The organism is Mycobacterium liflandii, from assembly GCF_022354805.1.
Lineage (GTDB): Bacteria > Actinomycetota > Actinomycetes > Mycobacteriales > Mycobacteriaceae > Mycobacterium > Mycobacterium marinum.
The window spans coordinates 3,043,869-3,068,705 of record NZ_CP023138.1 but is presented as its reverse complement, the minus strand read 5'-3'; the positions used below and the strand labels follow the sequence as shown (position 1 = coordinate 3,068,705).

Below are 24,837 nucleotides of genomic sequence, written 5' to 3'. Positions count from 1 at the left end.
TTCGTAAGCGAGGCAAGCCTTTTCCGCCGCCGAAGGCTATTGGCTCTTTAGAGAAATGTGCGTCCCTCACCCCGGTAGGTCGGGACGACGTCGACGACCTGCGCGCCACGAACCAGATACAAGCGATCGAATCGCTCACAGAGTTCGCCGGCCTTGGTGTGGCGGAAGTAGACCTTGTCGCCAACCTTGAGCCGTCGCGCCGCGCGGCCCGACAGCGGTGTCTGCACCTCGCCGGTGCCCTCCATCGGGTCGAGCTTCAACCCGCTGGGCAGATAGGGGCTGGGCATCCGGTCTTTTGCTCCGACTCCGCTGGCCAGGTAGCCGCCGCCGAGCGCGGTGACGGTCTTGGCTCCGGGTCGGCGGCATATCGGCAACGCAAACATCGCCGCTGGCTGCAGGGAGAACGCCGAGTAGGAGTCAAACAATGTCGGCGCGTAGAACCCGGAGCCGGCGGTCGCTTCGGTGACCGCGGACTCGTGGGCGACCAGTTGAAGGTCTCCGGTGCCGCCGGCATTGACGATCTCGAGTTCAGCGACCTCGCTGACCAGTTCAACGGCGCGAGCGCGGCGTTCGCGCAGCTCTGCGAAGGATTCGCGCTGCATCCAGCGCACGATCGCGTTTTGGGCGAATTTGCCTGCCACCTGGTCCCCGAACCCGGCGATGTGGCCTTCGTAGGACATGAGTGCGACCAGTCGCAGCCGTGGCCGCCGGGCGATCTCCAGCGCAAGCTCGCGTGCTTGTTCGGGGGTGTGCAACGGGGAGCGCTTCGGGCCGACCTTGACCCGTCCTCCCGCTCGCCAATAGCCGGCGTCGAGGTCCAGGCACAGCCGAACCGGCCTGTCGGTTGCTCGGTCGATCAGGTCGAGGTGTTCGACGCTATCGACCATGACGATCGGCGCCCGCGCGGGGTTTTCGGCGGTTAGCTCGCCCAGCTCACGCAGCCCGGTGCGATCGGTTGTCGGATAGGCAAGCAACAGGTTGTCGAAGCCCTGTCCGGCCAGCCAGAGGGTCTCGGCCAGCGTGAAGGTCATCAGACCTTCGAATCGTGGGTTCGAGTCCAGGATTTCGCGCTGCAGCGGCCTGCATCGCAATGACTTGGACGCTGCCCTGATGGGCTTGTCGCCCGCGCGCGAAAGCATTTGGCCGGCATTGCTCCACATCGCGTCGAGGTCGACGAACGCAAACGGCGCATCTTGGTCGGCAAACGCTTCCTCGTACCGCTGCAACCGATTCTGCTCATCTAGCCTGGCCATCTCGTCCGAGCGTTGCTCGCGACCCACCTCGTGCACGCCGCCACCCTACTGAACGTGGCCCACGCAGGGACAGAGGATCGGCCATGTTGCGCCCAGGGATCACCGGATATGCCACATTGTGTGCGGATCGCCTGCGAATTTGCGCAGCCATGTGCAAATTTCCCTTGAATTGCTGCCGGCGGCGTCCGTGCGCGCTAGGGAAGTCCGTTCGACCCGTTCTGGCCGAAGATGAAACCGCCGCTACCGCCGGCGCCACCGGCCGCGCCTCCGGTACCGTCGCCGCCGTCGCCCCCGTTGCCGATGAGCACCGCACTGCCGCCGGTACCACCGACGCCCGTGCCCCCTGGCGCACCGTTGCCCCCGGCACCGCCGTTGCCGAAGAACAGCGCACCCGAGCCGCCGGCACCGCCCGCTCCCTGGCCGCCCGCGCCGCCATCGCCGCCGGCTCCGCCATTGCCGAAGAACGCCGAGGCCGCGCCACCCTGGCCGCCCGCGCCGACGCTGGTGCCCCCGCCCGCGCCACCGTTTCCGCCGGTACCGCCGGTACCGAAGATCAGGCCGCCGCCACCGCCGTTGCCGCCGGTGGCATACAGCGCCCCGTTGGTGCTGGTGGCCCCACCGTTGCCCCCGGTACCGCCGACCCCGAAGAACAGCCCGGCTCGCCCACCATTGCCGCCAGTCCCGCCCACCGGCTGGGTTGTCAACGGCACCGCTGCGGTTTCACCGGCACCGATACCACCACCGCTGCCGCCGGTGCCGCCGAAACCAAGGAACTGAGCGTCACCGCCGGCCCCACCAAAGCCCCCTGAGCCGGCAAAACCGTTGGTGACGACGCCCGTGCCTCCGGAACCACCGAGGCCACCGTTACCGCCGGCCCCGCCCGTGCCGAAGATCCAGCCTCCCGGGCCGCCTACGCCACCGAGGCCACCCACCCCGCCGTTGCCCCCGTCATTGCCACCGCTGGCGCCATCGCCCCCGATACCGCCGTCGCCGCCGGCCGCTCCGTTGCTGAACAAACCAATTGCGCCGGCATCGCCGCCGGAGCCGCCATGTCCACCGGGGCTCGCGAACGTCCCGACGCCGGCACCTCCGGCGCCACCGGCCCCACCCGCACCGGGCGTGCCGAACAGGACCCCGCTCTGACCACCGAGCCCGCCCATGCCGCCATATCCGCCGATGGTCTCGGTCGTCGTGTCGCTGAGCCCACCGGTGCCACCGGCACCACCGAAGCCGATCAGAGCCGCACCACCGCCGCCGGCACCCCCGGTCCCGCCAACGCCGCCCGCCGACAGAATGGTCTGCCCGACGCCGGTGGGCGGCGCCACCCCGCCGGCACCGCCGTTGCCCCACAGCAGCCCGCCGCTGCCGCCGGCCCCCCCGTTGAATCCGTTGACACCCGCGACGGTGGAGTCTCCCCCGGCTCCGCCGGCACCGCCGTTGCCCCAGAGCCCGGCACTCCCGCCGTTGCCCCCACCCTGATTGTTGGCGCCGGACCCGCCGTTGCCGCCGTTGCCGTACAGAAACCCGCCATTACCACCGCTTTGCCCGGTTCCCGGCGCCCCGTCGGCGCCATTGCCGATCAGCGCCCGGCCGAACAGCGCCTGGGTCGGTGCATTGATCAAGTTCAGCGCGTCCTGCAGGGGTGAGACGCTGGCCGCCTCGGCCAGAGCGTAGGAACCCGCTCCCGCATTGAGCGCCTGCACAAACTGCTCATGAAACAGCGCGGCCTGCGCACTCAGGGACTGATAGGCCTGGGCATGTGCGTCGAACAACGCCGCGACCACAGCCGATACCTCGTCAGCGCCAGCGGCGCGCACCGACATCGTTGGGGCAGCGGCGGCGGCATTGGCCGCGCTTATCGATGAGCCAACGCTCGCCAGATCGGTAGCCGCCGCAGCCACCATCTCTGGCGCTGCGATGAGATACGACATCAGTGACCTCCCACCACGTCACACAGACCCGGCAGCCGCCCGGTCGCCATCGAACCCTCGGCAAGGGTATCGCTATCAAGTCAGCACACCCCGCATTTGCGGGTGACCTATCAAGCGTTTCGCTCGATGGCGCCGGAACGTTTCAGCCGGCCGCACTTCCGACGCTTCCGGGAACGCTGCGCAGCAGCTGAGACCATCAGGTGGCGTTGGTTTGGGCCTCCGCGAATTCGCAAAACGCGGTGTAGGCCCGCGCGCCGTAAATCGTGGCCGGTCCGCCGTGCATCAAGATGGTGACGCCGATCGCCTCAGCGGCTTCCTCCGGAGTGGCCCCGGCGCGTGCGGCAGCCTGGGCGTGGGAGGCAATGCAGCCGTCACACCCTTCCACTACACCGATCGCCATCGCCATGAGCTCCTTGACCTTGCGGCTGAGGGAGCCGTCGCCGAAGGCGGCACCACTGAGCGCCGCGAATCCCTTGTAGACCTCCGGGATCTGCTGACGTAGCGCCCGGTGTTGGGGCCGCAATTCCTCGAGAACCTCGTGATGGTGCTGGTCTGACATAGCTGTATTACCCCCCTTGGGTGTTAGGCGGAATGGGTGGACTCGGATCGACGGTCACACTTGCGACGGATTGGCGACGCTGGAATTCTCCAATTCGCCGATGAACGCCTTCAGCTTGCCCGAAACCTCTTCGGCGATCGGCACCAGCATCGGTTCGCCGGTCACGTCCGCCATCATCTGGGGATTCATCGCCTCGATGATGATGGTTCCGTCCCGCTCGGGGTCGGCCCGCACCACGACGTTGCACGGCAACAGCGTGCCGATCTGACGATTGACCCCGATAGCGCGGTGGGCCAGGGGTGGGTTGCAGGCGCCGAGGATCAGGTAGTCCTCCATGTCTTCGCCAAGTTTGGCTTTCAGCGTTTCCTTCACATTGATCTCGGTCAGAACGCCAAAGCCTTGCCCGGCCAGCGCCCCGCGGGTGAGTTTGACTGCCTCGTCAAAGCTCATGTGCAGCGTGGTCGACAACGCAAGATTCATTACCAGTGCCTCCCTATCCTTCGTTAACGCTGTTCAGGCCAGCGCCAGAAACAGCTTTTCCAATTCGGCTTCAGTCAGTGGCGGTGCGCCGTCGGCCGTGGCGCCCAGCGCGCATTCCCGCAGCCCGGTCGCGACGATCTTGAACCCGGCGCGGTCCAGGGCGCGTGATACCGCGGCAAGCTGGGTAACCACGTCTTTGCAGTCGCGGCCCTGTTCGATCATTGAGATCACTCCGGCAAGCTGCCCCTGGGCACGGCGCAACCTGTTCAGCACGGCAGCCATGCTGTCCTGATCACCAATCACGATGAGTCCTCTCTCGTTGAGCGTTACCGCCATAGTACCCCGGGGGGTATAAAACAGCCAGTGGCTCGATACAGGGAATATACCCCTATGGGTATCAGTTGTCCGAGTGGGTATCCCCGAAAGAAAGGACACACAATGCCTACCGTCAGCCTCAACCACGACACCTTCGAGTCGACCGTCACCGATAATTCTCTTGTTCTGGTTGACTTTTGGGCCTCCTACTGCCGCCCCTGCCACGCTTTCGCGCCAACCTATGAACGATCGGCGCAGACTCACCCCGACGTCGTACACGCCAAGGTTGATACACAAGCGGAGCCAGCGCTGGCGGCCGCGGCGGGCGTGCGCTCAATTCCGACGGTAATGGCGTTTCGGGACGGCGTGCTGGTCTATAACCAGCCCGGTGCCATGCCCTCGGCCGTCCTCGAAGACCTGATCGGCCAGATGAAGTCACTGGACATGGACAAGGTGCACGCCACGATCGCCGCCCGCAAAGCCGCCACGGCGGGGTAGCCGATTCGGCCGCGACCATAGACCATGTACGCCCGGGGCGGTCGCGGGCTTGCCGGTCGGCACGCGTTACGCGCGCGCCAGCAGCCAAGCCCGCCCGTCACCTTCACCCGCGGCGATCGGGTCGAGTTCGGCAAACGCGGTGGACAACTCACCGGGGGCGGCCCGGTAAGTCCCCGCAGCGGCGCCAACCTCGCTCAAAGCGACCAGGGCGACCAGCCCGCCCGGGGCCAGACGCTCGATAATGGCCGCGTCGAGGCGGCGGTCACGAAAGTTGTGACACACGATCAGGTCGACAGGCGGTCCATCCGGCAGGCCGTCGTCGAGGTCGACAACGTCGAAGCGGCATCGCGCGCTAACCCCACTGCGCTCAGCCAAGTCTCGCGCCTGGGCGATTGCCACAGGGGAAATGTCGAGCCCCAAGACATCCAGACCCCGGCGGGCCAACCAGACCGCCCCGAGCCCTTGTCCACACCCCAGATCGAGAGCCCTGCCCGCGGCGGGAACCAACTTCAGGTGAGCCTGTAGCAGGGCCGGCGGACGCACCGCGCTCACCGCTGCGGGCCCTAGGCTCGCGTAGCGCCGGTCCCAGCGACGGCGGTCGGACTCGGCCACACGCGCCACCATACGACGACCGCGACAACACCGGTGAACCTGAGCGGTGGCCGAACACCCCGGGTAACGAATGCTCAGGCGGTCCGCCCGCTCCGCAGTTCTGGACATATGTCTACTTATGGACTGGGCGTTGACGCCCCTGTCGCCACGGATCAGGACCGGCACGTCCAATTAATCACTTGGCAATAGCCTGAATAGCCGATCCGCTCAAGTTTCGGGGTGACATTGTCGGGCGAGCCCGGGTATTCCTACACTGGACTCGTGTCTAGCGATAACGCCGATCCACCCGATGCCGGCACCGGCGCACCCGTGCCGGCGGGGCGCCGATCGGATCGGCGGCCGGCGCAGACCATCCGCAAGGTGCTTGAAGCCGGATTGGACGAACTCCGCGCAACATCATTCGCCAACCTGACGATGCGCGCGGTTGCGGCTCGCGCCGGGGTGTCGCCGGCCAGTGCCTACACCTACTTTCCTTCGAAGAGCGCTCTGGTGGCGGCGGTCTACCTCCGGCTGCTGCGCGACCTGCCACTGCATACGGATGTCAACGACACCACCAAGACCCGGGTGAGCGCGACCATGCGGGATATGGCGATGGTGGTGGCCGACGAACCCGAACTGACCGCCGCCTGCGGCACCGCGTTGATGGCCGACGATCCGGCAGTGCAACCGCTGCGCGCGCAGATCGGCGAGGAAGTAGCGAGGCGGATCGGCGCCGCGCTGGGACCGGGTTGGCCACGCTCGGTCAAGTCGACCCTGCAGATGACGTTTTCCGGCGCCCTGATGACCGCGAGATTCCTCAGTTACGAGGAGATAGCCGGACAACTTGACGAGGCGGTGAACCTCATCCTCGGCGCGGCCGTTGCCTGAAAATTACTCGGGCGCAGCGCAATCCGATCGTGGCTTCCGATCACAGATGTGGCAGCGGATCGTGCCGTCGACGGGCATTCGAAACCCGGCCTCCGCGGGCGAGAATGAAAACCTCAGCGGGCGCCGGAGTTCTCTAGGTAGGCGACAATGGCGTTGGTCAGCCCGCGGCGCGCCTCATCGAGGTCTGAGTATGTCCCCAGCTGCTTCTCGGAGGTGATCCCACGCATCGCACCCGGGATGAAGGCGGCCACTTCTCGTACCCGATTGGGGTCGACCTCCAAGCCGGCGAATGCCTTCTGGCAGGCCAAGGCCCAGCTGCGCTGCCACGACGACAGTTCGGCGGCCGTGCGCGGATAGTTTCGTTCGAGTTCGTCACGATTGTTGGGCAGTGCCCTGCGCAATGTCTCGATGGCCCGGGAGTGAGTGGACGTCAGCCCCTCGTACAAGGTGTCGATGATGGCGGCGACTCGCTCCGGTAGTGGGCCGCCGGAGACGGCATTCGACGGCAACTCCCCACGCCGCTCGGCCGTGCGATGCAGCACCGCTGCCCAGAACCCGTCGATGTCGCCAAACTGGTACTTCACCGCGCCCCACGTGGCTCCGCATTCCTTGGCGATGCGATTCGCCGAAGCCGCGCCCGGGTCACCAGAGGCCAGCGAGCGTAGCGCCGCCTCCAACATGCTCTCGCGCGTCGCATGTCCGCGTCGGTTTGTACGCCGTCCCTGCACGCCCAGATCTGTCATTCCCGGCATGCTAGTGCTCGCATTCTGCCGCCACGCGGGCGCCACACAGCAGCCACGAAATCCAGCCAACAGATTCGCTCAGCGACCTTCGTGTGCCAGGATCCGCACGGATACCCGAAATTCGCCGAACACCGGTTTGCCAATGATTACGACGAAATTCCCCACCAAACCGTGCGTAGCCGTATCCGGGCACTACCAGCACGAACCCGGCTTATTTGCGCTCGCGGTTTGATCGATCGGCCGAGTTCGGAGATCCTCTACGAGCTGAGGTTGAGCACCACGCTGATGAGGAGTCGCTATGGTGGGTCTGGCGGAGATTGCGCTGAACACGGCGCCCATATTCGGTGGCGCACTGCTTGCCGTTTCGGCCGGTCAATTCAAGCGCCCCGACTACCGGGCAATAATCAAGCAAGACATGGACCTGCTGGATCGGCTTCCACCGGATGCCACCGAGCGGCGCGCGGATCTGCAGCGCACGATCGATTCACGCATCGATGACCTCGTGAACATATCCCAGCGCAACCGCGCGCTGCGTCAGGCTGCCGCGTCCTACCAGGGCAATTGGCGAGATCTGGTGCTCCTGCTGTGTGTGGTGCTCTTCACCTTCGTCTGGTGGGGCGTTAGTCATAGTCGAGCCAATTGGCTGCCGACATTCATCGCGCTGATCGTGCTTTCCTGTGTAGCGGCCGTCTACGCGGGACGCGGTGTGCTTCGGGCCATAACCTCGCTGCTGGCACGTGGGCAAGACCAAGCCTGACGAGCGGGCGCATCGCCACCGGTCACCGCGATGGAGCCTTCAGTACCCGCGGCCGCCAAAGGTTTCCAGCATCTCGAGCGCCGCGTCGATCCCGGGCTGGATCGTCGGCCCGTAGTGGCTGACCAGTTGTGCGAGCGCGCGGGCGATGTGCGGACCGACCGCCCCCGCGGCCAGCACCTGCTCGGCCAACACGATGCCGTTGACCAGATGAGAAGCGCTTAGCCGGCCATCTGAGGTGACCTCGTAGCGCCAGTCGCCGATCAGGATTCGTTCCGGTTCCGATCGAAAGAATCCGCGCCGGGCCGGGGTGAGAACGACCCCCGGAACTGCGCAAAAGACCTTGACCACCATCCCGACTCCCCCGGGCCGGCCAACGCTGCCCCCACGGCATCGCTGACCCGTTGCTGGTCGTACCCGGTCATCAACCACTCATCGGCAGAACGAATGACGGCGTGATGCTCTGCGGTTCGCCGCTGCGACGCACTGCCGTTCCGGCCACATAGAACTCCACCGTGTGATGTCCCCACGCATAGTTGGAGATGGCGAAGTGCACACCCACGACTCCGGAGGCGCCGTCCCGTTCCGCCTCGGCCTGCATCCGAGACATCGCAAGTTCGCGGGCCTGGTAGCTGCCCTGAGTCCATTGCGGCATCTCGACGTTGCGCCCAACCTGGCTCAGCGTCTTCAAGAATCCTTGGACCGCAATGTGGAACACGCAATTGCCCATCACGAATGCCACGGGCGCGAATCCCGAACGCAGCAGGGTCGTCAGGTCCTGGCCGGACAGGTGGCTGGTAAACGCTTGTCCGTTGGGGCGCCGAAAGGCCCCGGGCTTGGCGGTGTAGCGGACAGCGGTGCCGACGGCGATGAATTCGAGATGTTGTCCTTCACCCTGATGGCGCCAGTCCAGTCGGACCCCGACAATTCCGTCCGCGCCCAACGCATCGGCTTCGGCCTGCATCCGCGACATTGCGTTCCAGCGGGCGCGATAGGTCGCGTCGGTCAGCACCGGCAGCTCCGACTGCTGTCTGATGCCGGTGAACTGGTAGCCAACGTGGTAGACCGAAACCCCCATCACGAGTTCGATCGGTTCAAACCCCGCCCCGTGCAGGAGGGCGAACTCGTTGATCGACAAATCAGAGGTGAAGACCTTTGCAGCGTGGGACAGCCGCTCCTTGGCGACTGGGTCGAGCTGGTTGGGTTGCATGGTCAAATACCCTCCTGCGGTCCCGGACAGCGTAGCCGCAGCGGCGCATCGCAGACGCGTTATCTGCGACTTGGACGAGGGTGTCGGTGAGTGCTTGTCGCCACCGGCCGGATGCAGGCCGATCAGCTATCGAATCGGCGACCGATCAGACGTCGACAAGGTCGATATCTGCGCACCGGACGTCGCGACATTCGAGCAGTTCTTTCAACGCATCCGGGAATCCGTCGGCAAGACCCCACAGGTCAGGGACCAGGTCCGGGCAGGAGATGAGGCCAATGCCCAGTTCACCGTTGAGCGACATGACGGTGATGTTGAGTCCAGCACCCCCCAGGATCGGGCCGAGCGGACACATCGCGTCGACCCGGCAACCCAAGAAGTACAACTGACTCTGCGGACCTGGCACATTCGACAGGATCAAGTTGTAGGCGGGACTGCGGGATATCGGAATGCGAGGCAGGATCGAGAACATGGTCGGGCCGCCGAACTGAGTCCAATCGTGCAGGAGGGTGGGGCCCACCGCTGCGGTGTGATCTTTGGCGGCGGCGTTCCCTTTGGCGATGGCACGAATGCGTTCCGCAGGATCGCTAATCTGGCTTGCCACCCGGCAGAACATCCACGTGGTTTGGTTACGTCCGGGCCGGTCGGACTTCTCGTGCATCGATACCGGCACGGTCGCGACCAGCGGCGTATCGGGCAGTTCACCGCGCTCCAGCAGGAACCGGCGCAAGACCCCCGCACACAGCGCCACCACCACGTCGTTGACGGTCACCCCGAAACGCTGCTTTACCCGCTTCACGTCGCGCATGTCGAGCTGGGTGAACGCGACGTTGCGATGCCGAGTGACGTTGCCGTTGAACGGCGTCGGTGGGGCCGAGAACGGTGCGGCCATGGTGCGGCCTTCGCGAGCGCGTAGCACCGTCTGAGCCAGCGTCCGGATCGTTGCCGGCACCACCGTGGCCAGCCGTAGCGGGCGCAGCGCAAACCCCATCAGTCCGCTCGTGGCGATCTGCAACGGATGCCCAGGGCCGGCACCGCGGGCCGGCAGGGGTACCGGCCCGTCGGCCTGAAAGCTGCACAAGTGGGCCAGCAGGTTGGCTCCGGCAACCCCATCGACTACCGCGTGGTGAACCTTGAGCATCACCGTCACCGAGTCATTCCGGGCTCCGCCTTCGATCACCCACATCTCCCACAGGGGACGATCCCGGTCCAGCGCAAGTCCCGCGATATGGCCACACATCTCGGCTAGTTCGCGACGGCCTCCGGGCGCTGGCAGCCCGACCCTGTGTACATGGCGGCGCAGCTGAAAGCCTTCGTCGTCCACCCATACCAGGTGATCGAGGTTGAGCTGGGTATCGGCGAGCTTCATCCGAAACTCCGGCACCGCTTGTAGGTGTCTGGCCAGGGCGGCATGAAACCGCTTGTACCGGTAGCCGCCCGGCATGGTCGAAGTGTCCAGCTCCAGCACGCAACACACGTTCATTGGTTGCGCTGGAGTCTCCAGATAAAGGAAAAACGCATCAAGTCCGCTCAATCGTTCCATGGCCGCCCCGCCCGACTAGAGTGATTCACATCTTCCGCCCCGGAAATGCTCGTACGCGCAGACGCTGGGAAGCGTGCAACTACGCTCCCGTACAAGACATTTGGAGTTGATCTCGTATCGGTGCGCGCCACACTGCGCGCCCCGTTTGGTGAGCACGACATGACGATCTTGCGGTGGCGCCCACCCATCCCGCTCATGCCCGCTCATTGGTCTTTCCCACACTGAGCGCGTAATAAACATCGTCTTTGGGTCTTTGGCCGAAACCACCGGCGAGGCTCGGTGGGTGCAACCTTCGCCGGTGGCCGCTCCCGCGCGGACAACGCCCGCTAGTCCGTGTCGAGCAGCCGGGCGTTGATCATGGTGTGCAGGTCCTCGACCGGCCACGGCGGATCGGCCCGATGATCGCGCCAGCCCAGGACCCGTGGCGTCGGACGGTCGAAGGTGCCAACGAATCCTCCTGAAGCAACGAAGATCTGACCCGTGATCCCGCTGGCCAGATCGCTGGCCAAATAAGCATACAGCGGCGCGACGAAATCAGCCGGCGGCGCATCGAGGGAGGCCTGCCTAGTCATCTCGTCGAGCAGTCCACGGCGATGGAGTTCGTTGATATGCGCTTCATAGTCCGGGCCGCTGGACAGCCGCGTACGCGCCCCGGGGCAGATGACGTTGGCACGTACACCGCGCGCTTTCAGTTCTGCCGATATTGCCAGGGTCAGCCCGTTGACGGCCGCTTTGCCCGCGGGATATCCGCTGCCCCCGTAGTCGCCGAGGAACGCAACCGAACCCGTGTTGATGATCGATCCGTGTCCCTGAGCGGCCAGCACCGGCGCGGCGACCCGGCAGGTGTGGAATACGGTGCCCAGATGGGCTCGAAGCAGACCATCGAATTGAGCCGGACTGATGTTGAGGATCGAGGAGCCGGGCGGCTCGGCGATGCCCGCACAGTTGATCAAGGCGTCTAGTCGTCCGAAGCTGGTCATGCACCGATCGACCAGTGCATTTGCCGTGTCTTCGTGGTCCGCCGCGCCGGCGATGCCGGCGGCGCGACCGCCCGCGGAGATAACCGCCTCGGTTGCGTCACGTACCGCGTCCGGCTCGCGTCCACTGATCACCACGCCGGCACCGAGTCGGGCCAGCAGTTCGGCGACGGCGCGTCCGATGCCGCGGCTGCCGCCGACCACGACAACGCCCCGTCCGGCCAGGAGGTCTCGGTCGGTCATCGGTTCCCCGCAATCCGCTCAGTCCAGCGCCGGGCTGTCCATCCTCGAGATGACGACTCGAGGGGTCGCCTGCTTCGCGTCGTGACTCGCGCTGAACCGGCAACGACGGTTCTCGGCCACGTAGCAGGAATACTAAGAGCCCGACGGAAGCGCCTTGCCCGGGCTAGCTTGGGACCGGCGCGGCACGCTGCCGTCGTCTCACACCTGAGCCTGGCGAACGGAGCTTGCCTTGAAGAACACCTGCACGTTGGCCGCCACCTTGACTGCGACGGTGACGCTGGCCGCAGCCGCGCTGGTCGGCTGTAGCAGCAATACGGAGTCATCGCCGTCATCGTCGAGCCAGTCGAGCCCCTCGAATGCGAGCAGCGCAAGTTCGGCGGCCACCGCCGCGCCGACGGATCCGGCCGATTATGCCCGGCTGCTGATCCAGGCTTCAGAGATCGACGCGCCCTAGGCATTCACCGCTAGCCCGCCCGTGCGAAACCCGGATGGGCGACCCGGCGTCTCCACGAGCTTCAGCAACGACGACCGTAGCCACGTCATCAATGACACCATCTGGGTCCTGCCGGATCCTGCCGCCGCGACCAGTGCGCTCGATCAGCGCAAGAACGCTCTGGACGGCATCGTCACAGGAACCCCCGATCCGTTCGACGTCGGCGTTGGCGTTGGCGGGATCGCAATCACCGGGCTCTCACCGGACGGGACAAAGGGGGGGACGGTGCTGCTGTTCACCCAAGGTCGGGCGTTGGCCGAGCTGGAATTCGATGGGCCGGCCGAAATCCCGGCGCCACCCGAGTTCGTCACCGACGTGGGCCGCAAGCAAGATGCGGCGATCAAGAAGGGCCTCACCGGCTGAGCGGTCCCAATACCGCTCAGCGCGGGGCGGACACGGACCAACGAGCGCGCCCACCAACACCGCCGCCGTGCTCCCCCGCTCCCGATGGCGCGCTTTCGGCGTCGGCCCGAAAATCGTGAATTGCACTATCAAGGCGGCCATCCCGGGGTGAAGATATCCCTATGAGCGCACCGCGCGACGAACGGGACATCCCTCACTTTGTCTACGCGGAGCTGCCGATGGCTACCGACCGGGGACGCGGATGGGCGACCTTGCGCGACGCCGGCCCGGTGGTGATCGGCGATGGCTTCTATTACCTGACCAGACGCGACGATGTGCTCGATGCGCTGCGCCATCCCGAGGTCTTCTCGTCCAAGCGTGCCTTCGACATATTGGGCAGTCCATTGCCGCTGGTACCACTTGCGTTCGATCCACCCGAGCACACTCGATTCCGGAAAGTCCTGCAACCGTTCTTCAGTCCACATGCACTGGCCGCCATGCTGCCGTCACTGCAAGCGCAGGCGATCGAGATCATCGACGCAATCACCGCCGGAAGCCAGTGCGAGGTGATCACGGAGCTGGCGATCCCGTATCCATCACAGGTGTTCCTGACGTTGTTCGGCCTTTCGCTGGCAGACCGGGACCGCTTGATCCGCTGGAAAGACGCCATCATCGCCCTGGGCCTGCTCGCCAGCCTGGACGACGCTGACCTGACTCCCGCACTCGAGCTCACGAGCTACCTTGTCGACGCCATTGCCGCCCACCGCCGGCATCCGGGTACCGACATTCTGTCTCAGGTGCTCCTCGGCGATGACCCACTCGATGACAGCGAGGCACTCGGGCTCAGTTACGTCTTCGTCCTTGCCGGCCTGGACACCGTGACCTCCGCGATCGGGGCAGCGCTGCTCGAGCTGGCTCGGCGCCCGCAATTGCGCCAGCTACTTCGCGAAAACCACGGTCAAATAGCAGTTTTCGTTGATGAGATCGTCCGACTCGAACCTCCCGCGCCGGTTGTTCCGCGCGTCACGACCCGAGAAGTCAACATCGCCGGCGCGAAGATCCCAGCGGGTTCGAGGGTGTGGTTGTGCCTGGGTGCGATCAATCGCGATGGCAGCGACGCCACCTCGGTCAATGATGTCGTCATGGACGGCAAGGTGCACAAGCACTGGGGCTTCGGTGGCGGCACCCACCGCTGTTTGGGCTCGCACCTGGCGCGGATGGAGCTGAGCCTGGTGATAAGTGAATGGCTGCGCCGGATACCCCAGTTTGAATTGACGTGCGGGTACACGCCCGAGATCGATTGGCCATCGGCAACTCTCGGCCTGTCGACGCTGCCGCTGCAGTTCACCTCATAGCTGAATCCGCCGATGTCGACCCAGCGGGTGGTGTCGAAGAAGGAGAGCATCGATGAGTAGGCCGCTCACTGTCATGGCTGCGATCGCGGCCCTGCTCCTGTCGGCCGGCTGCGGCGGATCCAACTCGCCATCGGCTGACGATGCAGCCTCGACCGGGTCCGAGAGCCAGGCCGCGACGCCGGCCAGTTCCACCGAAGCCGCCGCAGCGGGCAAGGTCAATACCCGCTATGACGACGCCCAGACACCGGATGCGGAGCAAGGTCGAGGGCTCATGATGGACGCAAAGCTCTTGGAAGCGGTGGCGGCACAGGTCAACGACACCTTGAACCTGCCCTACGACATCACCGTGGTCGGCAAGCAATGCGGTGAACCCAACGACTATTGGGATCCCAGTGTCAATGAGATACAACTCTGCTACGAAGACATCCAGCAAAGCGAGCAGCGGTTCGCCGGAAGCGGCAACCCGGACTCGACGACCGCCGCGGTGGACGCGACGACTTCGGGTTTCTATCACGAGCTGGGCCACGCCACGCTCTCCATCTACGAGCTGGCATTCACCGGTCGTGAGGAGGATGTCGCCGACCAGCTCTCGGCTTTCATGTTGCTGGCCCCCGGGGCAGACGGAACGCCCTATCGCAATGGCGTCCGCATCGCGACCAACACGGCGCAAGATTGGCGGCTGAGCGCAAAAGAGGACGGCGATGCCAACGATCTCCCGTTCTGGGATGGGCATTCGATGGACATCACGCGGATGTACAACTGGGAGTGCTGGATCTACGGCTCGGATACGACAGCCAATGCCGGCATCGTCACTTCCGGCGATTTGCCGGAAGACCGCGCCGGCAATTGCGAGGACGAGTTCCAGAACATGTCGAAAGCGTGGCATCAGATGCTGGGCCCGCACCTGAAGAAGCCCAGCTGATCCGTAGTCCCCGGCACGACCCGAGTAGATTTCACGGACAATTCAGATGGCCGTCGGCTCCGCATCGTTGATCGCACACAAGGGCCGGTTTTTCTCACGGGTATGCGTGTGGTTCAGGTCGCCAACTTCTACGGACCACGTTCGGGTGGCCTGCGAACGGCGGTCGATCGGTTGGGCGCCGAATACTGCGCCAGCGGGCACGAGGTGTTTCTCATCGTGCCGGGGGCGCACACCGGGCAACGCCGCTTGGGCACCGGTGCAGGGCTCCGGCGTTGTTGATTAGCAGGCTTGTGAGCTGGGGAATTGTGGATTGAGGAGGTCTAGGCGGCGGTTGGCGGTCAAAGCGGTGATCCGGCAGGCTTCGGTGATGTTGTCGGCGCCGTTGAGGCGGTGCAGATTGATCGCGGTGTTGCGTAGCGTTGCTAGGACCTGTGCGCCGTTTCCGGTATGTGCCCTTTGATGGTCTTCGTCGAAGGTGACGTCGCGTATCCAGTGCAGGCTGTTCTCGATTCCCCAGTGTTGACGCATCCAGGTCATGATCGCGGTAGGGCGGGCGTGCTCGAACGGCAGGCTGTAGATGGCATAGACCACCTCCACGCTGCGCTGGTCGGTGGCGGTGATCAAGCGTTCACGAGTGATCCGGATGATTTGTTTTGCGTAGGGGAAGCCGATTCCTCGTGCAGCGGTGATGATTTGCAGGGTGCGGGTCTCGACACGGCCGTGGCCGCGGGAGTCGTCGGTAGCGGCTGTGGGCACCTCGGCCCAGGGCAGCGCGGTGATACGCGCAAGTATTTTGGCTTGGTTGGACTTGACGATCATCAGGTAGTGCGACTTCAAGGTGGCGCAGATCAACTTCGCGGTGACGACCTGGGTATGCATCGCATCCACGGTGACCAGCCACCGCAAGCTACCCGGCAGCAGCGTGAGCAGGGCACGTACGCAGGGAATTTCATTGCTTTTCTCGGCGACAGCGAGTTGACCGAGCACCAATCGGGCACGGTGGGCGAACACCGACACGAGATGCGTGGCTGTCGCTTTGGCGCGTAAAGCACCACGCAGCATCTTGCCGTCTAACGCGATCGGCACCAATCCACTGGGGTCGCTGCTGGCCACGTGTGCAGTGAAGTAACTGCCCATCCTGGCGTTGAGGTCGGCGGGGTCTAGCCGAGACAAAACAGCGCGGAAGGTCTTCTCACTGGGCCGCCGGAACCGGACCCCTAATTAGGCCAACACATCATCGGGAGCGGTGGCCGCCCATGTGGCAAAACCAGCATAGCCGCGCATCCCCGCGGCAGTGGCCAGAACCGCGATCGCCAACAAAGCCATCAGCGAATACCTCCGACCGCGTGGGTCCCTCGGGTCTGGCACCGAGGCCAACACACCGAGAAACTCCGATCCGATGAGCTCGCTGCGCTCACCAGGACTCCAGCGGTCGAACACCTCTGGAACCGACGACACAGGCAATACTGAAACGGTAGGCACGGGCAACTCCAGACCAACGACGAACAGTAACCAACTCGATCGTTCTCCAGATAGCCCGTGCCTACACTCCGGCCCCAATAGCGCGGCACCAAAGATCATCAACACAGCTCACAAGCCTGCTAATCAACAACGCCGGAGCCCTGGGCACCAGTGTCGTACGAATCAGCTTGCCCGCCAAGCTGATTCCGCTTACTGGCGGCTACCGCGCGGTGATGCCGGGACGGGTGCGGGAGCTGTTGGGCGCGCTTGATCCCGACGCCGTGGAGGTCTCCGACCCGCTCACGCTGCGATCGCTGGGATGCTGGGGTCGCGAGCGTGGGATCACGACGGTCATGATTTCCCATGAGCGCCTAGATCGGTTGGTGGGTCAGGTGCTTCCGCACCGCGCCGCGCAGCGGCTCGCCGACTTCGCAAACCGGCGTACTGCCGCCAACTACGACACCGTGGTGTGCACCACGGCGTTCGCCCGCGAAGAATTCGATCGCATCGGCGCGACCAACACCCTCACCGTGCCCCTGGGCGTGGACCTGCAGACCTTTCACCCGCGTCGGCGCTGCCCGCTGGTGCGCCAGCGTTTCGCCACACCCCGGCAGCTGCTGTTGATCCATTGCGGCCGGTTGTCAGTGGAAAAGCACGTCGATCGCAGCATCGGGGCACTGGCCGCGCTGTGTGGTGCGGGCGTCGATGCACGGTTGGTCATCGTTGGAGAGGGCCCGCTTCGGGCCAGGCTGCAGCGCCAGGCGGCAGGGCTGCCCGTCGACTTCACCGGATTTGTCACCCACCGCGACACCGTCGCCCAGCTCCTGGCCTCCGCCGATATCGCGTTGGCGCCCGGCCCGCACGAAACATTCGGGCTTGCCGCACTCGAGTCCTTGGCTTGTGGCACACCGGCCGTGGTGTCGCGCACCTCGGCCCTCAGCGAGATCATCACCACCGACAGCGGGGCATCGGCGGACAACGACCCCGCGGCGATCGCAGCCGCGGTTCGCACCATCGTCGGTTGGCCTGAGCGGCAACGCCGCAGCTCCGCCAGGCGCCGCGCCGAGATGTTCACTTGGCAGGTGGCCGCCGCCGGGATGCTAACCGCCCTGGACGCCGACGCACCAGGGTGCTGTGGCGGCGGGGACGCTGCCAGCCGCGCGTGCTGATGCCCGCCGCCCGTGGCTGTGCCGAAATCAAACAGACGCACATCGCAGACAGCAAATGGGCGCCTAGCCCATTGCTAGGCGCCCATTTGCGAAAATTGAAGCGTTGGTTGATCAGGTGCAGGGAATGCCGTGCGGTCCCCCAACCCAGTGGCCAGGAGGTGACTGCCACGGGCACACCTTCTTGATCTGGCCGGGCGGTACCTGGTGCCAGTTCGCCCAGTCGTCAACGTGCGGTCCCGGCGGGCCCGGTATCCGCGGTCCCGGGTTGGCCGAGGCCATACCCGCGCCGAACCCGAGCGTGGTGGCGCCGAGCGCACCCGCAAGAACAACTGTTCCAGCAAACTTCTTCACGTTCATTTCATAGCCTCCTTCCGGCCGGACTGTCGTGAATCCGGCCGGACTGTCGTGAATCATCCGATCGATTCACTCACGCGTCTGGTATCCAGCGGCTGCGTGTCGATTGGATCCGGCCTCAGAACCTGCGCAAGTATGCATATACCCGCGGTTTTGGGGCTCAAACCTCACCGTTTCACCGGGACCGGGGTTTGTGGGCTCAGTCACAAACCACAGCAGTCCCAGCAACCGCAGATACCACATGACCGGGCGCAAGATCCGTGCTGCGACCGCGCTCCAGGTTCAGCTCGGATTGCGCAGCGGAAGGCCTGCGGCGCGGTAGATGGCATCGATGACAGTCATGTTCTGCACCGCGTCCTGCGGTGTCGTCTTGACCGCTTCGCCGCGCAGTATTGCCCCGGTAAAGGCGTCGAGTTGATACGCATACGAGGCCCGGCGGGGAAAGCGTTCCACCCTCGTGCCAATGGCCGACTGGACGGTGAGCCGATGGAAGAGCTGGGGCACAACGGGGTTCAGCACCCGGAGCTCGCCGCGGTCACCAACCACCCGCGCGCTCATGTTCAACAGGTGCGACGAGCACATCGAGCACTGGATTCGACCGGAATGTCCTGCCGGAAAACGCAACTCGGCTGTCATCGCACGGTCCACTTCCGAGTCACGCCGTTTTGCTTGCGCTGAAACCACTTCCGGAGTGCCGCCGCCGAAGGTACGAGCCATGTGCACCGCGTAGCAGCCGGCGTCCATCGTCGCGCCTCCGGCCAGGGCGTAGTTGTAACGGATGTCGGAGAACTTTGGCAGCGGAAAACACATCGACGTCTCCACCCGCTGCAGCGTGCCCAGCTCCCCGGAGGCGATGATCTGCTCGATCCGCAGAGTCAGCGGATGGTAGCGGTAGTGGAAAGCCTCCATCACCACGCGATCGGTGGTCGCGGCCAACTGGGCGATCTCGTCGGCCTCGGCGGCATTGGCGGTGAACGGCTTCTCACACAGCACATGCTTGCCGGCGGTCAGCGCGGCTTGGGTCCACCTGCCATGCAGGCCGTTGGGCAGGGGGATGTAGACGGCATCGAGGGTTGGATCGGCGATGAGCGCCTCGTAGCTGCTGTGCACCCGGCTGATGCCGTGTTTGGCGGCAAAGGCCTGTGCGCGTGCGCCATCGCGTGCGGCGACCGCGGCCACCACGGCTTCGACGTTGCCCTGAGCTGGTTTGACGAGCGCCTGCGGCGCTATCCGCGCCGCGCCCAGGATGCCGATCCGCAGTGGGCTCCCGTGTCCTGTCACGGACCGACGCTAGCACTTGCGCCGGCACCGCCGGTGACGCGTGATCAGTCGGTGCGGCCGCCCCGGCGAGCAAAGGCGGGTGCGTGCTCGGGCCGGACCCCGACCCCGACAAAGTAGGCCGGGATCACCGACAGCCACGGCACCCGCTCGACCAAGCCGAGCAGAGCCGCCGGCGGGGTCGCGTCCTGACCGCGCAGCAGCGGTCCCAGCAGCCGCCGGTGCAGTAACCGTTGCACGGCCTGGGTTATCACGGTCGGGATGACGCGACGGCGGCGCACTGCCGCCAGGTCCCGACCGGTGACTCGGTGTCCTAGCAGTGGTTCGGCCAAGATGGTCGCTGCCGCGACCGCGTCCTGAACGGCAAGATTGATACCCACCCCACCCAGCGGCGACATCGCATGCGCGGCATCACCGATACACAGCAGCCCATCGATGTGCCAGCGTCGCAGCCTGTTCACCTTCACGTTGAGATGCTTGACATCGTCCATGGAGGCCAGCCCGGCCACGGACTCGGCCGCTTCGGGTAGCAGTGCGCCGATGTCGTGCCGGAATTCCTCGATCCCGCGCTCACGCAGCTTGGCGTCTGTCCCCTTGGGCCCGATGTAGGCGATCTGGAAATAGCCCTCACGTGGGATAACGCCCAGCCCCTTGCCCGGCCCGAAACGCGGCAGGAACGAAAAGTCCGCATCACCTTCGCGCGGCAGCTTGAACCACCACACGTCGAAGTTCACCGGGTAGTCGCGCGCCTTGAGCCCGGCCGCCTGGCGGGCAATGGACCACCGCCCATCGCACGCCACGGTCAGCTCCGCCCGCAATTCACCGGGTCCCTCGGCGCCCTGATAGCGCACTCCGGTGACGCGGCCGCCTTCCTGCAGCAAACCGGTCACCTCGGTATTCATCCGAAGTGTGAAGCTCGGCTCGGCTTGGGCGGCCTCGGCCAGCAGGTTCAACAGGTCCCACTGCGGCACCATCGCGACGTAGGGGTGCGGTTGGTTCAGCCGCCCGAAGTCGATATAGGTGACCGAACGCCCGTTCGTATCCAGCGTCGCTTTGCGAACTTCGCTGAAGGGCAGCTCAGCAAAGCGTTCCCACAAGCCCAACTCGTCGAGCAGCCGCATCGTGGTCGGATGCACTGTGTCACCGCGAAAGTCGCGCAGAAAGTCGCCGTGCTTTTCCAGCAACGTGACTTCTACACCCGCCCGGGCAGCAGAAGCCCGAGAACCATCCCGGCTGGGCCGCCGCCGATTATCGCGCACGTGGTTTTCTCACCCATTTGCGGACAAGCATAAGGGGCGTCCAATGGCACGCCGGACCGGGCGGAGTTCATCGGCGCACTACGGTCGAGCCAATGCTCGAGTCCAAGACACCGTGCACGCCCGCGACGGCGGCCCTGTCTGGTACCCGACGGCCGCCCGCAGCGGCGACATCCTCGATACTGCCTAACGCGAAATCGTCTTGGCGGCATGCGATCTGGCCGCTGGGCCACAAAAGGACGACACGCTGGGAACGCCCGCCACCCCGGCGACACCGTCAAGCTGATCACCGCCGAGCTCGAACATACCTGCCCCACAAGCCAACCCCAACAGACCCGCTCACAGCCCCGCAAGGAGAGGTCGGCGCCCACGATCACCAACAGAACCTGCACCCAATTCCGGTGCTGGGCCGGCGCTGGGGAGCACGCACGTGACCAGGCCCCAGGTTCGCCGCAGATGAAGTCCTAGTCGGCGGGTAGCTCGAGGCCGGCAGGCGGCAACCTGCCCGAGACGAAGAAATCGTTGACGATTGTGCCTAGTGGCTCGCCGGCGCGGCCGTAGGCGACGTGGCCGGCGCCAGCCCATTGCAGATATTGGCCGTGTACGAGCGTCGCAGCCAGCTCGCGGCCCCAGTGCGGCGGTGTCGCTGGGTCACCAGCGACACCGATCACCAGCGTCGGCCCGGAGCCCGCAGCCGTCATCCGGTGCGGCGGCGCGGCGGCCCGCGTGGGCCAGACGGTGCAGGGCAGTACGGACCACGCGCGGCTGGCCCCGGTCAATGGGGCTTCACGTGTCCAGGCGCGGGCTAACGCCGCAACGTCACCGACCTGGGTGGGCGTGGACAGGTCATGACACGCTACCGAGAGATAGGGCAGGTCAGCGGGGTTAACCAGAAGTGCCGGTCCGTGCACGGCGTCGATGACCGGAGCCCAGTTCCCCCGACTGGCCTCGGCGAGTACTTCTCGCAGTACCAGCACCGACGTCTCCGGTTCGTAGGCTGCTGATTCGACGTAGTTGAGCAACCGCAAACCCGACAGCACACGTCCGTCTTCGCCCACGATGGGGCTTTCATCCAGTCTCTCGATCAACGCCTGGATGCGTTGGATTTCTGGGGCGTCGAACTGAGCCCGGATAGCGCGGTCAAAAGCAACAGCCTGATCGTGGCGCAGTGTGGCGTAGTCGTTGGCGGGATTCATGGCCGAATCGAGCACGATGCGGTGAGTGCGGCCGGGGAACATGTCGGCATACACCACCCCCAGGTAGGTACCGTAGGAAAATCCGAAGTAGTCGATGCTCTCCACGTTCATCGCGACGCGCAGCGCCTCAAGGTCGCGTGCAACCTCTTGCGTCCCAACTAAACCCAGAACGCCTCCTCGCTGCGCGGCATCCACCAGCCGAGTTGTCCCCTCCAGACGACTCCGGCGCTGAGCCTCGGTGCGCGGAATGCTGGGTTGATTGCGGACAGCGGCGACAAGCTCATCGCCGGCCAACGCGATGGCCGGCCGGCTCGCGCCTACCCCGCGCGGATCGAAGGTGACGATGTCGAAATCTTGTCGTAGCCGGTCCCAAAAATTGCCGCTGTAAGCCATATCATCGATGCCCGATATGCCGGGACCGCCCGGGTTGGTGACGATTACACCCAGCTTGTGCGCTCCGGTTGCGGGCAGCCGAGCCACGGCCACCTGTGCCATGGCAGATTCAGCTAGGTTCCAATCCAGCGGCACGTTGAGGATGGCGCATTGCATTCCGGCAGCGCCGTTGGCAGCGGCGCATGGAGACCATTCCGACAGTGCGGCCGACTGGTCAGATCCGCCCGCCCAAGCGGCGGCCCAGCAGGTGCCCGCGGCAACAGACAGAACCGTCGCAGCCACACCAAACCAGCGGCGCCAAGTTGTTCTGCGTGGGCCAGCTCGGAGGCGGCGGAAAACCCATCGCGGCCGGGAACTGCCAGGGACTGCCGTCCCCGCGGCTTGCGGCTGGCCGGTGCCCTGCTCGCGAGCCCAATCGATGCCAGCGCCTTCGATGCCGCCGCTCATCGCGATCGACGCGCCCCCCGCACCGCGCCCTCCATCGTTGTTGTTACCGCCGCCGGTGGCAGCAATTGCGTAGGTCCCTGCGGTGCTCTGCACAGTCGAGCCGCACCCGCCGGCCACACCCTGATCACGGTCGCCGCACCGAGCCTCGGACGACATCGCTTGAGCTGTGCGACCGCCGTTGCCACAATATAGGCCTCGGTCCACGCGTGTCCGGCATCCAAGACGCCGTTGCCGACCAACAGGTCAGGGCTTGCTCGATTGGCCGCCGGCACCTCGGTACTCCAACGTCAGGGCGCCTGTCCGCGGTCGCGACCATGTGGCAAGCTGGTCTCGGTTCGACTGGTCACCACGAAGCGAAGTGTCGTGCGTTGCCTGAATAGGTGCGCCCTGGGAAATCTACCGGGACCATCCTGGCGATGGAGAAGAAGCGTCTGTGCCCGCTGCAGATCCGTTCGATTCACAGCAGTGGGATCGCGAACACCTGCTGACCGCCCTGCGCGGGATGATTGCAGCCCAGCTGATCATCGGTAAGCGACACGCCCGCCAGTTGCCCCAACCCACAACGAATACGGATCCTGATCAATGACAGAGACGATTCAGGCCCTGCTGCAACAGCGCATGTCCGACTCCAGCATTGCCGTGAAATATCATGATCTGCAATGGACTTGGCGCGAGTATCTGGCGGAGGCCGCCGCGCGCGCGGCCGGATTGATCGCCGCCGCCGACCCGGACCGCCCGCTACATATCGGGTCCTTGCTGGGCAACACGCCCGAAATGCTGGCCCAGATGGCCGCGGCCGGGCTGGGTGGCTATGTGCTCTGCGGCCTGAACACCACCAGGCGCGGCGAGGCGCTGGCCGCGGACATCAGGCGCGCCGAATGCCAGATCATCGTGACCGATGCCGAGAATCGCTCGCTGTTGGATGGTTTGGACCTCGCGGATGTAGAGATCTTCGATACCTCGACACCTCGGTGGGCAGAGCTGGTTGGCGGTGCCGGTTCGCTGGTCCCCCATCGCAAAGTCGAAATGATGGATCCGTTCATGATGATCTTCACGTCGGGTACCAGCGGCAACCCTAAGGCGGTACAGGTTTTACACCTGATGCCCACATTCGCCGGCCGCAGCCTGACCGAACGGTTCGGGCTGTCGGCTCACGACACCTGCTATGTGTCCATGCCCCTTTTTCATTCCAATGCGGTGGTCGCTGGATGGGCACCCGCGGTGGTCTCGGGCGCGGCGATCGCCCCGGCGAAGTTCTCAGCGACCGGGTTCCTGGATGACATTCGCCGCTATCAGGCCACCTATATGAACTATGTCGGCAAGCCACTGGCCTACATCCTTGCCACGCCCGAACGCGACGACGACGCCGAGAATCCGCTGCGCGTGGCTTTTGGCAACGAGGCCAATGAGAAAGATATCGAAGAGTTCTCGCGACGTTTCGCAGTCCAGGTCGAGGACGGCTTCGGCTCGACCGAGAATGCCGTCATCGTGATCCGTGAACCGGGCACGCCGCCGGGCTCGATCGGCAAGGGTGTCGACGGTGTCGCCGTGTACAACAGCGACTCCGTCACCGAGTGCGCCGTGGCACGCTTCGATGAGCACGGAGCGCTGGCCAACGCCGACGAAGCGGTGGGCGAATTGGTCAACACCATGGGATCGGGCTTTTTCACCGGTTATTACAACGACCCCGGCGCCAACGCCGAGCGTATGCGCCATGGCATGTACTGGTCCGGAGACCTCGCCTACCGAGACTCACAGGGCTGGATCTATCTCGCCAGCCGCACCGCCGACTGGATGCGGGTAGACGGCGAAAACCTTGCGGCAGCCCCGATCGAACGAATTCTGTTGCGGGACAATTCGGTAAACCGAGTCGCGGTATATGCGGTCCCAGATGCCCGGGTTGGCGATCAGGTGATGGCCGCCGTCGTGCCGCACCGGGACCAGCGGTTCACTCCCGAATCGCTTGAAGCGTTTCTGCGCGCGCAACCCGACCTGTCCGCCAAAGCCTGGCCGCGATACGTCCGGATCGCCGCAGATCTGCCCAGCACCGCCACCCACAAGGTGCTCAAGCGACAGCTGGTCGCCGAAGGGACAGCCATCGGCCCGGACGAGGCGCTGTGGGTGCGGGAGCAGCGCGGCACCCGTTACCGAATAGCCTCCGACGAGAGCCGCTAGCGCGGCGCCCGGGC

Annotated in this window: 21 protein-coding genes and 6 pseudogenes; 10 read left to right on the top strand and 17 right to left on the bottom strand. The window is 65.2% G+C overall.

Features of this window, described 5'->3' with window-relative positions; all coding sequences use genetic code 11:
• Positions 1-47 precede the first annotated feature (47 nt).
• From CKW46_RS13875 to CKW46_RS13855, 5 genes are all read right to left on the bottom strand, one after another.
• Complete coding sequence (locus CKW46_RS13875; RefSeq protein ID WP_117435288.1) at positions 48-1,289, bottom strand: amino acid deaminase/aldolase; 1,242 nt, start codon at positions 1,287-1,289, stop codon at positions 48-50.
• A 158-nt stretch (positions 1,290-1,447) separates the two neighbouring features.
• On the bottom strand, positions 1,448-3,184 hold the full coding sequence (locus tag CKW46_RS13870) for a PE family protein (protein WP_482053274.1): 1,737 nt from the start codon (positions 3,182-3,184) through the stop codon (positions 1,448-1,450).
• Positions 3,185-3,380: 196 nt separating this feature from the next.
• Positions 3,381-3,743, bottom strand: coding sequence for a carboxymuconolactone decarboxylase family protein (locus tag CKW46_RS13865; protein ID WP_015355449.1), 363 nt, complete (start codon positions 3,741-3,743; stop codon positions 3,381-3,383).
• Between the two features lie 54 nt (positions 3,744-3,797).
• Positions 3,798-4,223, bottom strand: coding sequence for a DUF302 domain-containing protein (locus CKW46_RS13860; protein ID WP_117435285.1), 426 nt, complete (start codon positions 4,221-4,223; stop codon positions 3,798-3,800).
• 33 nt (positions 4,224-4,256) lie between these two features.
• Entirely contained in the window at positions 4,257-4,526 is a 270-nt protein-coding gene (locus CKW46_RS13855) for a metal-sensitive transcriptional regulator (RefSeq protein WP_011740966.1), read from the bottom strand.
• Positions 4,527-4,661: 135 nt separating this feature from the next.
• On the opposite strand from CKW46_RS13855, the gene CKW46_RS13850 reads away from it, so the two are divergent.
• Positions 4,662-5,036, top strand: coding sequence for a thioredoxin family protein (locus tag CKW46_RS13850; protein ID WP_015355447.1), 375 nt, complete (start codon positions 4,662-4,664; stop codon positions 5,034-5,036).
• A gap of 66 nt (positions 5,037-5,102) precedes the next feature.
• On the opposite strand, the gene CKW46_RS13845 is transcribed toward CKW46_RS13850, so the two are convergent.
• Positions 5,103-5,648, bottom strand: coding sequence for an SAM-dependent methyltransferase (locus tag CKW46_RS13845; protein ID WP_036450869.1), 546 nt, complete (start codon positions 5,646-5,648; stop codon positions 5,103-5,105).
• 261 nt (positions 5,649-5,909) lie between these two features.
• Here CKW46_RS13845 and CKW46_RS13840 point away from each other — a divergent pair, with 261 nt between their 5' ends.
• Positions 5,910-6,515, top strand: coding sequence for a TetR/AcrR family transcriptional regulator (locus tag CKW46_RS13840; protein WP_049785231.1), 606 nt, complete (start codon positions 5,910-5,912; stop codon positions 6,513-6,515).
• A 113-nt stretch (positions 6,516-6,628) separates the two neighbouring features.
• Here the strand turns inward: CKW46_RS13840 and CKW46_RS13835 are convergent, their stop codons facing one another.
• Positions 6,629-7,258, bottom strand: coding sequence for a TetR/AcrR family transcriptional regulator (locus CKW46_RS13835; RefSeq protein ID WP_012394360.1), 630 nt, complete (start codon positions 7,256-7,258; stop codon positions 6,629-6,631).
• Between the two features lie 298 nt (positions 7,259-7,556).
• Here CKW46_RS13835 and CKW46_RS13830 point away from each other — a divergent pair, with 298 nt between their 5' ends.
• Positions 7,557-8,015, top strand: a complete 459-nt coding sequence (locus CKW46_RS13830) for a hypothetical protein (protein WP_012394359.1) — start codon at positions 7,557-7,559, stop codon at positions 8,013-8,015.
• A 39-nt stretch (positions 8,016-8,054) separates the two neighbouring features.
• Here the strand turns inward: CKW46_RS13830 and CKW46_RS13825 are convergent.
• The 5 genes and pseudogenes from CKW46_RS13825 to CKW46_RS13805 form a co-directional block, all read right to left on the bottom strand.
• A pseudogene (locus CKW46_RS13825) lies at positions 8,055-8,437 on the bottom strand (DUF5073 family protein).
• The gene (locus CKW46_RS13820; RefSeq protein ID WP_012394357.1) at positions 8,437-9,222 is read right to left on the bottom strand and encodes a heavy metal-binding domain-containing protein; all 786 of its coding nucleotides are present in this window, start codon (positions 9,220-9,222) and stop codon (positions 8,437-8,439) included. Before CKW46_RS13820 ends, CKW46_RS13825 begins: the two are co-directional and overlap by 1 nt.
• A 145-nt stretch (positions 9,223-9,367) precedes the next feature.
• Complete coding sequence (locus CKW46_RS13815) at positions 9,368-10,762, bottom strand: WS/DGAT/MGAT family O-acyltransferase (RefSeq protein ID WP_117435282.1); 1,395 nt, start codon at positions 10,760-10,762, stop codon at positions 9,368-9,370.
• A gap of 326 nt (positions 10,763-11,088) precedes the next feature.
• Positions 11,089-11,982: an SDR family NAD(P)-dependent oxidoreductase gene (locus tag CKW46_RS13810; RefSeq protein WP_012394355.1), complete on the bottom strand. Its 894-nt coding sequence runs from the start codon at positions 11,980-11,982 to the stop codon at positions 11,089-11,091.
• 198 nt (positions 11,983-12,180) lie between these two features.
• Complete coding sequence (locus tag CKW46_RS13805) at positions 12,181-12,366, bottom strand: hypothetical protein (RefSeq protein ID WP_020787521.1); 186 nt, start codon at positions 12,364-12,366, stop codon at positions 12,181-12,183.
• Here CKW46_RS13805 and CKW46_RS13800 point away from each other — a divergent pair.
• The 4 genes and pseudogenes from CKW46_RS13800 to CKW46_RS13785 form a co-directional block, all read left to right on the top strand.
• Positions 12,275-12,838, top strand: a pseudogene (locus tag CKW46_RS13800) (hypothetical protein). The gene CKW46_RS13805 and the pseudogene CKW46_RS13800 sit on opposite strands and share 92 nt — an antisense overlap.
• Positions 12,839-12,999: 161 nt before the next feature.
• A complete protein-coding gene (locus tag CKW46_RS13795) occupies positions 13,000-14,172 on the top strand; it encodes a cytochrome P450 (RefSeq protein ID WP_240274898.1) in 1,173 nt (390 codons plus the stop codon).
• Positions 14,173-14,224: 52 nt separating this feature from the next.
• Complete coding sequence (locus tag CKW46_RS13790) at positions 14,225-15,094, top strand: DUF4344 domain-containing metallopeptidase (protein WP_482053273.1); 870 nt, start codon at positions 14,225-14,227, stop codon at positions 15,092-15,094.
• A gap of 102 nt (positions 15,095-15,196) precedes the next feature.
• Positions 15,197-15,352: pseudogene (locus CKW46_RS13785) on the top strand (alpha-(1-2)-phosphatidylinositol mannosyltransferase); the annotation flags it as partial.
• 21 nt (positions 15,353-15,373) lie between these two features.
• Here CKW46_RS13785 and CKW46_RS13780 read toward each other — a convergent pair.
• Positions 15,374-16,576, bottom strand: a pseudogene (locus tag CKW46_RS13780) (ISAs1-like element IS2404/ISMul1 family transposase).
• 140 nt (positions 16,577-16,716) lie between these two features.
• On the opposite strand from CKW46_RS13780, the pseudogene CKW46_RS13775 reads away from it, so the two are divergent.
• A pseudogene (locus CKW46_RS13775) lies at positions 16,717-17,724 on the top strand (glycosyltransferase); the annotation flags it as partial.
• Positions 17,725-17,835: 111 nt separating this feature from the next.
• Here the strand turns inward: CKW46_RS13775 and CKW46_RS13770 are convergent.
• The 4 genes and pseudogenes from CKW46_RS13770 to CKW46_RS13755 form a co-directional block, all read right to left on the bottom strand.
• Positions 17,836-18,081 carry a hypothetical protein gene (locus tag CKW46_RS13770; protein ID WP_117435449.1) on the bottom strand — a complete coding sequence of 82 codons (246 nt, stop codon included), beginning with the start codon at positions 18,079-18,081 and terminating at the stop codon, positions 17,836-17,838.
• 279 nt (positions 18,082-18,360) lie between these two features.
• Positions 18,361-19,359 (bottom strand): Gfo/Idh/MocA family protein, encoded by a 999-nt coding sequence (locus CKW46_RS13765; RefSeq protein WP_482053272.1) that lies wholly within the window; start codon positions 19,357-19,359, stop codon positions 18,361-18,363.
• A gap of 44 nt (positions 19,360-19,403) precedes the next feature.
• Positions 19,404-20,632, bottom strand: a pseudogene (locus tag CKW46_RS13760) (FAD-dependent oxidoreductase).
• 444 nt (positions 20,633-21,076) lie between these two features.
• Positions 21,077-22,303 (bottom strand): alpha/beta hydrolase, encoded by a 1,227-nt coding sequence (locus CKW46_RS13755; RefSeq protein WP_238559580.1) that lies wholly within the window; start codon positions 22,301-22,303, stop codon positions 21,077-21,079.
• 778 nt (positions 22,304-23,081) lie between these two features.
• Between CKW46_RS13755 and CKW46_RS13750 the strand changes: the two genes are divergently transcribed.
• Together CKW46_RS13750 and fadD1 are read left to right on the top strand one after the other, a co-directional pair.
• Positions 23,082-23,234 (top strand): hypothetical protein, encoded by a 153-nt coding sequence (locus CKW46_RS13750; protein WP_153269187.1) that lies wholly within the window; start codon positions 23,082-23,084, stop codon positions 23,232-23,234.
• A complete protein-coding gene (fadD1, locus tag CKW46_RS13745) occupies positions 23,231-24,823 on the top strand; it encodes a fatty-acid--CoA ligase FadD1 (RefSeq protein ID WP_117435441.1) in 1,593 nt (530 codons plus the stop codon). Before CKW46_RS13750 ends, fadD1 begins: the two co-directional genes overlap by 4 nt.
• Positions 24,824-24,837 lie beyond the last annotated feature (14 nt).

Coding starts and splice junctions, on each gene's coding strand:
- CKW46_RS13870 (WP_482053274.1), bottom strand. CDS start 3,184: ATGTCGTATCTCATCGCAGCGCCAGAGATGGTGGCTGCGGCGGCTACC.
- CKW46_RS13770 (WP_117435449.1), bottom strand. CDS start 18,081: ATGAACGTGAAGAAGTTTGCTGGAACAGTTGTTCTTGCGGGTGCGCTC.
- CKW46_RS13850 (WP_015355447.1), top strand. CDS start 4,662: ATGCCTACCGTCAGCCTCAACCACGACACCTTCGAGTCGACCGTCACC.
- CKW46_RS13795 (WP_240274898.1), top strand. CDS start 13,000: ATGAGCGCACCGCGCGACGAACGGGACATCCCTCACTTTGTCTACGCG.
- CKW46_RS13820 (WP_012394357.1), bottom strand. CDS start 9,222: ATGCAACCCAACCAGCTCGACCCAGTCGCCAAGGAGCGGCTGTCCCAC.
- CKW46_RS13810 (WP_012394355.1), bottom strand. CDS start 11,982: ATGACCGACCGAGACCTCCTGGCCGGACGGGGCGTTGTCGTGGTCGGC.
- CKW46_RS13790 (WP_482053273.1), top strand. CDS start 14,225: ATGAGTAGGCCGCTCACTGTCATGGCTGCGATCGCGGCCCTGCTCCTG.
- CKW46_RS13865 (WP_015355449.1), bottom strand. CDS start 3,743: ATGTCAGACCAGCACCATCACGAGGTTCTCGAGGAATTGCGGCCCCAA.
- fadD1 (WP_117435441.1), top strand. CDS start 23,231: ATGACAGAGACGATTCAGGCCCTGCTGCAACAGCGCATGTCCGACTCC.
- CKW46_RS13830 (WP_012394359.1), top strand. CDS start 7,557: ATGGTGGGTCTGGCGGAGATTGCGCTGAACACGGCGCCCATATTCGGT.
- CKW46_RS13755 (WP_238559580.1), bottom strand. CDS start 22,303: ATGGCACAGGTGGCCGTGGCTCGGCTGCCCGCAACCGGAGCGCACAAG.
- CKW46_RS13815 (WP_117435282.1), bottom strand. CDS start 10,762: ATGGAACGATTGAGCGGACTTGATGCGTTTTTCCTTTATCTGGAGACT.
- CKW46_RS13835 (WP_012394360.1), bottom strand. CDS start 7,258: ATGACAGATCTGGGCGTGCAGGGACGGCGTACAAACCGACGCGGACAT.
- CKW46_RS13860 (WP_117435285.1), bottom strand. CDS start 4,223: ATGAATCTTGCGTTGTCGACCACGCTGCACATGAGCTTTGACGAGGCA.